This is a genomic window from Lysinibacillus sp. NPDC093688 (assembly GCF_050280145.1).
Classification (GTDB): domain Bacteria; phylum Bacillota; class Bacilli; order Bacillales_A; family Planococcaceae; genus Lysinibacillus; species Lysinibacillus xylanilyticus_B.
This window is the reverse complement of record NZ_JBNNUX010000075.1, coordinates 1-8821: the sequence shown is the minus strand read 5'-3', so window position 1 is coordinate 8821 and position 8821 is coordinate 1. Positions and strand designations below refer to the sequence as shown.

Annotated in this window: 11 protein-coding genes; 5 read left to right on the top strand and 6 right to left on the bottom strand. The window is 38.1% G+C overall.

Annotation, left to right across the window (positions count from 1 at the left end; translation table 11 throughout):
* Positions 1-329: 329 nt before the first annotated feature.
* A complete protein-coding gene (locus ACQKN2_RS24675; protein ID WP_427417274.1) occupies positions 330-827 on the bottom strand; it encodes a GNAT family N-acetyltransferase in 498 nt (165 codons plus the stop codon).
* Between the two features lie 209 nt (positions 828-1036).
* Here ACQKN2_RS24675 and ACQKN2_RS24670 point away from each other — a divergent pair, with 209 nt between their 5' ends.
* From ACQKN2_RS24670 to ACQKN2_RS24660, 3 genes are all read left to right on the top strand, one after another.
* The gene (locus ACQKN2_RS24670) at positions 1037-1270 is read left to right on the top strand and encodes a DUF896 domain-containing protein (RefSeq protein ID WP_285394498.1); all 234 of its coding nucleotides are present in this window, start codon (positions 1037-1039) and stop codon (positions 1268-1270) included.
* A 298-nt stretch (positions 1271-1568) separates the two neighbouring features.
* Positions 1569-3563, top strand: coding sequence for a transketolase (gene tkt / locus ACQKN2_RS24665; protein WP_427417273.1), 1995 nt, complete (start codon positions 1569-1571; stop codon positions 3561-3563).
* 118 nt (positions 3564-3681) lie between these two features.
* A complete protein-coding gene (locus ACQKN2_RS24660) occupies positions 3682-4143 on the top strand; it encodes an HAD hydrolase-like protein (RefSeq protein ID WP_427417272.1) in 462 nt (153 codons plus the stop codon).
* A 56-nt stretch (positions 4144-4199) separates the two neighbouring features.
* On the opposite strand, the gene ACQKN2_RS24655 is transcribed toward ACQKN2_RS24660, so the two are convergent.
* The 5 genes from ACQKN2_RS24655 to ACQKN2_RS24635 all read right to left on the bottom strand — a co-directional run bounded on the left by ACQKN2_RS24655 (position 4200) and on the right by ACQKN2_RS24635 (position 7643).
* Positions 4200-4832 (bottom strand): response regulator, encoded by a 633-nt coding sequence (locus tag ACQKN2_RS24655; protein WP_427417271.1) that lies wholly within the window; start codon positions 4830-4832, stop codon positions 4200-4202.
* Complete coding sequence (locus ACQKN2_RS24650; protein WP_427417270.1) at positions 4807-5844, bottom strand: sensor histidine kinase; 1038 nt, start codon at positions 5842-5844, stop codon at positions 4807-4809. Before ACQKN2_RS24650 ends, ACQKN2_RS24655 begins: the two co-directional genes overlap by 26 nt.
* Positions 5841-6533 (bottom strand): cell wall-active antibiotics response protein LiaF, encoded by a 693-nt coding sequence (gene liaF / locus ACQKN2_RS24645; RefSeq protein ID WP_323651287.1) that lies wholly within the window; start codon positions 6531-6533, stop codon positions 5841-5843. The genes ACQKN2_RS24650 and liaF overlap by 4 nt, the downstream gene beginning before the upstream one ends.
* A gap of 102 nt (positions 6534-6635) precedes the next feature.
* Positions 6636-7274, bottom strand: a complete 639-nt coding sequence (locus tag ACQKN2_RS24640) for a PspA/IM30 family protein (protein ID WP_427417269.1) — start codon at positions 7272-7274, stop codon at positions 6636-6638.
* Between the two features lie 15 nt (positions 7275-7289).
* The gene (locus ACQKN2_RS24635; protein WP_427417268.1) at positions 7290-7643 is read right to left on the bottom strand and encodes an ABC transporter permease; all 354 of its coding nucleotides are present in this window, start codon (positions 7641-7643) and stop codon (positions 7290-7292) included.
* Positions 7644-7926: 283 nt separating this feature from the next.
* On the opposite strand from ACQKN2_RS24635, the gene sirA reads away from it, so the two are divergent.
* Positions 7927-8352: a sporulation inhibitor of replication protein SirA gene (gene sirA, locus ACQKN2_RS24630; protein ID WP_053483154.1), complete on the top strand. Its 426-nt coding sequence runs from the start codon at positions 7927-7929 to the stop codon at positions 8350-8352.
* 102 nt (positions 8353-8454) lie between these two features.
* Entirely contained in the window at positions 8455-8673 is a 219-nt protein-coding gene (locus ACQKN2_RS24625; protein WP_049668607.1) for a YneF family protein, read from the top strand.
* Positions 8674-8821: the final 148 nt, after the last annotated feature.

The following is an 8821-nucleotide window of genomic DNA, read 5'->3' as shown; positions in this document are numbered from 1 at the left end:
CTCTCCCTCAAGGAGATAGTCGTTGAACGTCTTCCTTGTCTCATTAGAGATTTAGGAGTTCGCTGCTAAACATCCATTGTCAAAGCACTTAGCGCTACCGTTTTCAGTTGTCACGATGATCCTTTACGGACACTGAGTAATTTTTTTCAGCTTATGCCATCCTTGTTGTTTTTTCTGCTTTCGCACCGTTACGTCTGCCGTTTCCAGCTCCGCGTTGGTCACAAGGCTTTAGGAGTTAAAAGCAATTAACGTGGAGTTCGCACCAATCGCTTGATACGAAGGGTATTCTGTAATAAATCTATGCTTCTATACAGGTTGTATAGTTTTGTTTAAATTTGTCGTAACAGTTTAGTTACCCACCACTCATCTCCATTTGGTATACATTTTTTAAAATAACCCTCGCGTCTCATGCCGATTTTCTCCATCACTTTATAGGAAGGGATATTTTCTGGCTGGCATGTAGCAATAATTCTATGAAGTTTCATTTCTTTAAATCCATAGTCCAGTACAGCTTTTGCTGCTTCAGATGCGTATCCATTGTTGTAATAGCTCGGATTCAATACCCAGCCAATTTCGTACGTATGATCACCGAAATATGGATGGAAAACAATATGACCAATAACTATATTTTCGCTTAGTAAAATAACAGGGAAGTATTTTGCATTTTCACCGCTATTTTCTGAAACAAACTTTTTTGCTTGCTCCTCATTAAAAACGCCCTCTGGAATATACTTCATCACATTTGGGCTTGAAGTATATTCATAGACAGCTTGCCAATCTCGAACCTCAAATTCTCTTATTAATAGTCTGTTCGTTTTGATAAACATTTCATTTTCCCCCAAGCATAAATTAAATGTTATTTTGGAACCCTATAAATTAGTTATACACTTGTAATTTCTCAAAGTCATGCAATTAATGGTATTTATTTCAAAAATATAAGAATACTAGAAAGGTTGGTATTACTGCATTTTAAGGGAATACATGCTATACTTTGCATACCATATTCATTAAGATATGTATTGAAAGGTGTGTAATTATGTTATCAAAAGAAAAAATTAACCGAATCAATGAACTTTCTGCTAAGTCTAAAAATGGTACTTTAACAGAGGCAGAAGCTAAAGAACGTACTGCGCTCCGTAAGGAATACCTAGATACATTTAGAGCAACGATGCGTGATACAATTGAAAACGTAAAAGTGGTAGATCCTGAAGGAAATGATGTAACACCAGAAAAAGTTAAACAAGCGAAAAAAAATAAATTTCTAAATTAATGTGTCACATTTAAATCAATTACGCCTCGGCGTAATTGCGTCTGGATTTTGAATTGTGCTTGCACAATTAATTCCTTTCAAAATCCGTGACATCCGCCGGAGGCATTATCTTTATTCAGTTAGTCTTATACGGTTTCACTGCTGTGAAAATATTAAATTTAAAATAAATATTTCTACTGAATAAAGATAAAGTATGTAATAAAACTTAAATAGTATAACAAAAATATTGTTTTCTAAAGCAATGTTGACTAAACTGTATAAGAACAATATATAGGACGAGAAAGGATGTCACAAAATAATGACTCAACATGCGGATCAACTAGCGATTAATGCTATCCGAACTTTGTCAATCGATGCAATTGAAAAAGCAAACTCAGGTCACCCAGGTTTACCGATGGGGGCTGCGCCAATGGCTTATACGCTTTGGACAAAACAACTTCGCCATAATCCGGCTAATCCAAAATGGTATAACCGCGATCGTTTTGTACTTTCTGCAGGTCATGGCTCGATGCTTCTATACAGCCTACTTCATCTTGGGGGCTACGGTTTACCAATGGAAGAAATTCAAAACTTCCGTCAATGGGATTCATTAACGCCAGGACATCCTGAATATGGTCATACAGTTGGGGTAGAGGCAACGACAGGTCCTCTAGGTCAAGGTATTGCTATGACAGTTGGTATGGCAATGGCTGAACGCCATTTAGCAGCTACTTACAATAAACCAGGACATGACATCGTTGATCACTATACATTTGCACTTTGTGGCGATGGCGATTTAATGGAAGGTGTAGCAGCTGAAGCTATCTCTTTAGCAGGTCACTTAAAACTTGAAAAGTTAATCGTTTTATACGATTCAAACGATATTTCTTTAGATGGTGATTTAGAAAAATCATTCTCAGAAAATGTCCAAAAGCGTTTTGAATCTTATGGCTGGAACTATTTAAAAGTTGCTGATGGTACAGATGTTGAAGCAATTAACGTAGCTATCGAAGAAGCTAAAAAATCAACTGGCAAGCCAACACTTATCGAAGTGAAAACTGTTATCGGTTTTGGTTCACCAAACAAATCAGGTAAAGCAGCTTCTCACGGTGCACCACTTGGTCAAGATGAGGTCGTTTTAACAAAAGCAGCTTATGAATGGGCACACGAGCCATTCCAAATTCCTGCTGAAGCATATGATACATTCGCAGCTGCTGCTGAGGTTCAAGGGGCACAACCTGAAGAAGCTTGGAATGCTAAGTTTGAAGCATATAAGCAAGAGTTCCCAGAATTAGCAGCACAATTTGAAAACGCAATGAATGGTCAATTACCAGAGGATTTCGCTTCAGAATTACCAGTTTATGAAGCAGGTAAATCAGTAGCTACTCGTTCATCTTCTGGAGATGCAATCAATGCCATTGCGAAGAAGACACCATCATTCTTCGGTGGTTCAGCTGACCTTGCTGGCTCAAACAAAACTACGATGAAAGACGCTGGAGATTTCTCTGCAGACAATTATGCTGGCCGTAATATTTGGTTCGGCGTACGTGAATTTGCTATGGGTGCAGCTATGAACGGTATGGCACTTCACGGTGGTCTTAACGTATTCGGTGGTACATTCTTCGTATTCTCTGATTATGTTCGTCCAGCTGTACGTCTTTCTGCATTAATGGGTCTTCCTGTTACTTATGTATTTACACATGACTCAATTGCTGTAGGGGAAGATGGTCCAACACATGAACCAATCGAACACCTTGCATCTTTACGTGCAATGCCAAATCTATCTGTTGTTCGCCCAGCTGATGCAAATGAATCAGCAGTTGCATGGGAGCTAGCAGTAGCATCTGAAAAAACACCAACTGTGTTAGTATTATCTCGTCAAAACTTACCTGTTCTTGACGCATCTATTGATACAGTACGTGAAGGTGTTACTAAAGGTGCTTATACAGTGTCTCCTGCTACAAAAGATGTGGCAGATGCCATTTTAATTGCAACTGGATCTGAGGTTTCGCTTGCAGTTGAAGCACAAAAAGCACTAAAAGCTGAAGGCATGGATGTAGCAGTTGTTTCAATGCCATCTATGGATCGCTTCGAAAAACAAGACGCAGCTTACAAAGAATCTGTTCTTCCAAAAGCTGTAACAAAACGCCTTGCAATCGAAATGGGATCATCATTCGGCTGGCATAAATACACTGGTTTTGAAGGAGACGTTCTTGCAATTGACAAGTTCGGCGCTTCTGCACCAGGTGAATTAGTAATGGAAAAATACGGATTCACAGTAGAAAATGTTGTAGCGAAGGTAAAAGCGCTATAATTTATTAAATACCGCAATACTCAATGGGGGTTAATTCTCCACTGAGTGCTGCGGTATTTTTTTGCGTTTAGAAGATTTCATTAAAGAAATCCAAATAGTTGCACAATGAATTAGAAGTATGGCAACAATTGCTTATTACCGTGAACGATTTATCCAAATCGTCATGTATGAGAATAAGTTGTATCAAAATATATCCTCATTATTAGAATATTTACAGAAAGAAGGATATCAGTTAGCAATAGCTACATCTAAGCCAACTGTATTTGCAGAACAAATTTTACAATATTTCAATCTAGAAGATTTTTTTGACCTCGTCGCTGGCAGCAATTTAGATGGTACACGTTCAGCAAAAGGGGAAGTCATCACATTTGCACGTAAACATTTTAACGAAGCGAATATCGATCAATTTATTATGATAGGAGATCGCAAATACGATATTGTTGGGGCACATGAAAACCACATGGATTCTATCGGTGTTACTTATGGCTATGGCTCACGTGAAGAATTATCGGATGCACAAGCAACATACATAGTTAACAGTGTAAGCGATCTTCAAGAACTTTTTAATCGATTAAATTAAAAAAATACGAAACTGCATTGGTAGAAATGCAGTTTCGTCGTATTTTGGGGAATAACTTACTTTGCAAGCCCATTTTGAAAAGCGTAGACAACCGCTTGGGTGCGATCTTGAACATCGAGCTTCGCTAAAATATTGCTGACATGAGTCTTTACGGTTTTTAATGCAATATATAGGTCATCGGCGATTTCCTGATTTGCTTTGCCTTTAGCCATTAGCAATAATACTTCCATTTCACGATCGGTAAGCTGCTCATACAGTGGGGTACTAGAGCCATGGCGCATACGATGCATCATTTTTGATGTTACTTCTGGCTCTAAAACGGTTTCGCCGCCCATTGTTTTACGAATGGCATCGGCGATTTGCTTCGCATTTGACGTTTTTAAAATATAACTGACTGCTCCAGCCTCTAATGCAGGATAGACTTTGTCATCATCTAAAAAACTTGTCACCATCATAATTTTTGCTTCTGGCCAGGCTGCTAAAATTTCAACTGTCGCCTCAGCTCCTGTCATGATTGGCATCACATTGTCCATTAAAATAATGTCTGGACGTAAGGCGAGAGCACGTTCCACTGCCTCTTGACCATTTTCAGCTTCACCTACAACGGTGATATCTGGTTGTGCTGATAGATAGGCAGATACACCGATACGCACCATCTCATGGTCATCCACTATTAACACTTGAATCATTCACTTCAACCTCCTTTTGTAAAGGGGTTTTCACCTCTACAATTGTTCCTTCTCCAGGTACTGACACAATTTTGTACGTACAGCCTATTTCCACAGCGCGTTCAGCAATGTTTTGTAGACCATAAGAAGTAGATTTATCGGCTTCGACATCAAAGCCTAGGCCATTGTCCTGAATGCGTAATATCGCTAAATCATCGCGAGCAACGAGCAATAATTCAACTTCGCTCGCTTTGGCATGACGTAGAGTATTCGATAACGCCTCCTGTGCAATACGGAATAAATGATCTTCCTCCGCTTTGGATAACGACATTTCCTCAAGTTCATATTCAATATGAAAAAATACTTTTTGTTGTAGCTCAATTATTAGCTCCTCAAGACCTTGTGCCAGCGTTTTATTATGCAGAGCTACCGGGCGTAAATGTAATAATAATGCGCGCATTTCAAGCTGTGCCTGTTGCACAACTTTTTCGACCTGCTTTAAGCTTGTAGCATTTTCATCGGTTTCGGTTAAGGCGGAAAGTAACATCGAAGCTGCGAATAATTGCTGTGAAACAGAATCATGGAGCTCACGCGCAAGACGTTGACGTTCAGCAACAATTCGTTCTTGAATAATTTTATCATTAGCTTCTGCACGTTCATGGGATAAGCGCTGTAAGCTTTTTCGTTGAGTATCAATTAACTCACTTGTTTGAACTAAAGCTTTCTTCAAGGATTTTGGTAAAGGTTGTTTGTTAGGTAAGACAAAATCAGGTTCAACTAACTGTTTCACGATACGGGTTGCTTGAGCCTCTCTGGCACGGGCTGTCATACTAATCCAGCTTGCAATCAATAAACTAAGCGCAAAAAGAATGACGACAATAAAACCACCGAGTGGGATATGATTATAATTCTGTTGCCATAAGGGCTCCCATGTTTTCTCGTTTGGCTCGCCCCAAACAACGACAAGGAGACCGAATGCTGCACTCATCAAAATAAAAAGTAAGGTAAATATTCTTGAGATAAAGGCAATCATTTACGTAGCACCTCCAAGTCCCCAAGCCATGTTGCAACATGTATAACTAGGGTACGCTTTGCATCCTCAGGGTTTCCATCTGAGAAACTTACACTTTCATTAAGTATACGCTGTGGCCCAACATGTAGGCACTTTAATTCACCAAATAAGGTTGTATAGTGTAAGCGGAATGGAATTTCATATGGGATATAAATTTGTACTTTACCAATCCCTTGTCGAATCGTAATAATACTTGTGCCAGTAGGTAAAATGGTTTGTGTTGTGTCAACCGTAATGTCGCCTGCAAGTCGCTGTATTTGGACATCTTGCCATTTATAAGCTTCTACTGGTGCCGGCAATGTACCGAATAATTCATTTTTCGTAGCGGGAAGCTTTTCGAAAAGCTCCACACCAACAACTTTGGCTACGTTTTCTCTTTGCAAGTATTGATAGAGCATATATAAAAGAATGATGACGATAAATAAGCGTAAGCTCCACATCGTAAAGAGTGCAATCGAAATAAAGAAAATTCCTGTCCATTTAAAGAAACGATTTTTTTTCGAGAAACTTAAATAAAGAAGTCCTACCCCAATCAATAGACAAAAGGCGCCACCGTTATTAAAAATAGTGAGCTCCACAAAAACGAGTAAAAAGAAGCATACTACCCAAAAAGTGAGCTTATTAGTTGTGAAATTTTGCAAGAGGGTCACCCTTCTTTCTACTAAGAGTATTAGAGAGGGAATAGGTCCCTCTATTTCAAAACGTGAAAGAATGCGCCTCTAAACATGGCGCATTTCTTTCATTATAACATGTTATTTGTTTTCAATTAGCAGTGGTGCGTTATCTTCTGCGACATTTTTTTCTAACTGTGCAAGACGAGTTTCGAAAGATGTTACTTCATGATCTTTGTCGATTTGGTAAGCAAGCTTATCGATATATGATTCTAAATCTTCAAAGTTGGTTTTATTGTTTTTAGCAATCATACCGTCCATTTGATGGTGAGCGCGTGTGACGTTTTCTTTGCCCATAAGCTGTAATTGACGCACTTTCATATCTTTAATTTTGTGTTTCATCGTTTCGAATTTGCGTTCAAGTTCGAAGTATTCACGTGTGCTTACTTCAATACTAGTTTGTAATGTATTGTTACGTGCTGTATAAGCAGCTACTTCATCAGTAGCAAAATCGATTAAATCTTGTTCCCCACTAGTAGTAGCCAATTTAAGTTGAGCCTCACGTTTAGCTAGTAAATCTGCATTTTGCTTAAATTCCTGCTCTAATTTTTCCTTTAACTGACCTTGACGCTCTAATAATTTCCCAGTTTGCTCTGTTTGTTTTTCTGCTTCACGAATGTATTGGTTTAACATCGCAATTGGATTTTTTTGTTCCTTCTTATCAAATACATGATGTAAATCTGCCTCTATTGTATATTTAAAACGTTGAAATAAGTTCATGTAAATTCGCTCCTTTTATTTTGTTAAGTTTGACCATTCTTTTTCAAAGTTTGTAAACGGATCTTCTTCTTTAGCTTCAATCGTTGGAATTTTTACATCTGCGTTATTCCATTTTTTGTAGATAACATAGATAATAGCGATTGCTGCTAAACCAACCATAGCTGGGATATTAGATATTGCTGATAGAACACCCATCAGACCAACTGTAAACCAAATGATTTTGCCGAATGTCGACTTGCTTGCAATGTAGAAGTGCATGCCAAGCGCTACAAATAAACCAGAAAATAGTAAGCCTGCTAGTGGTCCAACTAAGGCAAGTGCAACACATGCTGCGATGAAGCCTCCTGTAAATAAAAGAAATTTTCTCATATGTTTTAGCTCCTTTCGTTTGTACTTTTATATTACCTATTAACGCGCTTTGCTAAAACGGACTGGGAATTGATTTTACTCTAGGTCTTGAGGCTGAGAGTATTCTAAGCTCTATACAAGAAGCTAAATTGGTAAAAATGCAATTAGCCATAATGTATTTAATAGAACTGAAAGTAGAAAGTTTTCGACAAAAATAGAAGATGAATACCTCCTTCGTTTGACAAATTAAAGAGTTTGGATGAGCTATACTTATGAAAAAGAAATGAGCGAAGGAGGATTTCTAGTGAGAACCTATTCCATATATAAAATAAAAGAAGAGCATTTAACGTTTATTTTCGGCAGAGAGCGTAAGTTATTAGAGATGATGCAAGGCTGTGAAGACGCTAACGAGAAATCCTTAAAAGAACTTGCATATATATGTGAAACCGTTCGCTTCGATGAGATAGCTACGATGCTAGAGGCGCAACTAGATTCCAAGTATGCACATTTAGAGAGAGCTCGTAATGCATTATTTTTAGAACATCCTATAAAAGGAAAAATGGCTATTTATTTAGTGGAACGCAAAATTTGTGTCTATTGTGAGGGTTCACGGATGCTTGATTTGGATCTATTCCAAATGCTTGCGAAAATGAGCGAGCGCTTTATTGCATTTAATAAACAAGATAATGAATGTGGGTGGCTAAAGCCAATGAAGTATACAATGCATTAGGAAAATTCACTACAAAATATAGTAACACGCTAATATTTGGTGTATAATGGAGCGTGGAGAGTTTTTTTCTCGGTATATATTGTAGTGGAGGAGGTTGGTTGTATGCCTACATGGGGCTGGATTATTATTGTAATTATCGCATTAGCAGCGGGCGCGGCACTTGGGTTCTTTTTAGCTCGTCAAGCTATGATGAAATATTTAAAAGAAAACCCACCGATTAATGAGCAAATGATTCGTATGATGATGGCGCAAATGGGTCGTACGCCGTCTGAAAAGCAGGTACGCCAAATGATGTCACAAATGAATAAATTCCAAAAATAATTGGAATTTTTAAAAAGCAACTAGTCCAAGCCAGGGCTAGTTGCTTTTTTAACGGTTCTATAATATTTTTTGGGGTATTCGCACAATTCCACGCATAAAAAAAGCACAGATTCACCGATTTATATATACTTGAATTGTCGAGAAACAA